At 71.2% G+C, this 2,013-nt stretch carries 1 protein-coding gene; it reads right to left on the bottom strand.

Features of this window, described 5'->3' with window-relative positions; all coding sequences use genetic code 11:
* Window positions 1-441 precede the first annotated feature (441 nt).
* On the bottom strand, window positions 442-2,013 hold a 1,572-nt coding region (locus RI554_11355; protein MDR9392611.1), incomplete at its 5' end, for a sodium-translocating pyrophosphatase.

A 2,013-nucleotide genomic window follows, 5' to 3' on the forward strand; every position in this document is an offset into this window, starting at 1 on the left:
GGGGGGGGATGGGGTTCGCCGCATCGACACGGAGGAACCCCCTCGGTCCTGTTCTCGCTCGGTCGCTTCCCTCTTCGGTCGCCCCGGGTGGGGCCGTTCGGGAGGAGCGGGGAGCCTCTAGTGGATCCGAGGGGGTCCGTCCTCGAAGGGGTTCGTCGACGTCTCGATAGGCGAACCTCCTTTCACCTGAGAGGGTACGCCCCCGCCCGGGGATCGCGCGGTGGCGGACGCTGCTCGAGCGACGAGGATTTCGTCGTAGAATGGGGATTTGGGCGCCCGCGAGGCGCCCGCCGTCGTCCCCACCCCCAGCGGACCCCCCAGCGCGCCTCCCGCCGTACCCTCCCGCCGTACCCTCCCGCCGTGTACGCCGTCGTGCGTTCGCACGCGAACGGCGCGCGGCCGGAGCCGCGCGCCGTCTCGGGCCGTGCGGGGGACGGTGGGTCAGAAGGTCAGGAGGCCCCCGACGCTGGCGATGAGGCCGGCGAAGATCAGGGCGACGGTGTTGATGACCTTGATGAGCGGGTTGATCGACGGGCCGGCGGTGTCCTTGTACGGATCCCCCACCGTGTCGCCCACCACCGCCGCCTCGTGCGCGGGCGAGCCCTTGCCCCCGTGGTGACCGTCCTCGACGTACTTCTTGGCGTTGTCCCACGCCCCGCCCCCGTTGGACATCGTCAGCGCCATCATGAGGCCCGAGATCGTCACGCCGATCAGCAGGCCGCCCAACGCGACGGGACCGAACAGGAAGCCGATCAGCAGCGGTGCCACGACCGCCATCAGGCCGGGGATCGCCATCTCGCGCAGGGCGGCCTTCGTGACGATGTCCACCGCCCGGCCGTACTCCGGCTTGGCGGTGCCCTCCATGATGCCGGTGATCTCGCGGAACTGCCGGCGGACCTCCTCGATGACCGCGCCGGCCGCCCGGCCGACCGATTCCATCAGGAACGCGCTGAACAGGAACGGCAGCATCGCGCCGAACAACAGCCCGACGATCACCAACGGGTCGTCGAGGCGGAACGCCGCCTCCCCGAGGTCGAGGCGTTCGGCGTAGTCGGCGAACAGGACCAACGCCGCGAGCGCCGCGGAGCCGATCGCGTAGCCCTTCGTCACCGCCTTCGTGGTGTTGCCGACCGCGTCGAGCGCGTCGGTGTTGGCGCGCACCGCTTCGGGCAGCTCGCTCATTTCCGCGATGCCGCCGGCGTTGTCGGTGATGGGCCCGTACGTGTCCATCGCGACGATCATGCCGGTGACGCTAAGCATCGCGACCGCGGCGACCGCGATCCCGTACAGCCCCCCGAACAGGTAGGCGAGGAACGTCGCGAGCGCCAGGATCGTCACGGGGCCGGCGGTGGACTGCATGCCGACCGCGAGGCCGCTGATGATGTTCGTCGCGCTCCCGGTCTCCGACGCCCGCGCGATGCGGCGGACGGGGCCGTAGGCGGTCGACGTGTAGTACTCCGTGACGACCATCAGCAGCAACGTCACGACGATGCCGGTGACCGAGGCGAGGAACAGCGTGAACCAGTTCCCGCGCGCCAGCAGGTCCCCCGCGCCGCCCAGCATCACGCCGGACGCGACGAGGAAGCCCGCGGCGGACAGCGCCGCGCTGACCCACGTCCCGCGGTTGAGGGCGGCCATGATGTCGTTGTCCGCCGCGAGGCGCACGAAACGCGTCCCGACGACCGAGGCGAGGATGGCGATCGCGCCCAGCACCAGCGGGAACGTCACGAGGACCGTCACGCCGTCCGCCAGCAGGTAGCCGAGGAACACCGCCCCGATGGCGGTGACGGCGTACGTCTCGAACAGGTCGGCGCCCATCCCGGCGCAGTCGCCGACGTTGTCGCCGACGTTGTCGGCGATGACCGCCGGGTTGCGGGGGTCGTCCTCGGGGATGCCCGCCTCGACCTTCCCGACCAGGTCCGCGCCGACGTCCGCCGCCTTGGTGTAGATCCCGCCCCCGACGCGCGCGAAGAGGCTGATCAGCGACGCGCCGAACGCGAAGCCGACGAGCGG

The organism is Trueperaceae bacterium, assembly GCA_031581195.1.
Lineage (GTDB): Bacteria > Deinococcota > Deinococci > Deinococcales > Trueperaceae > SLSQ01.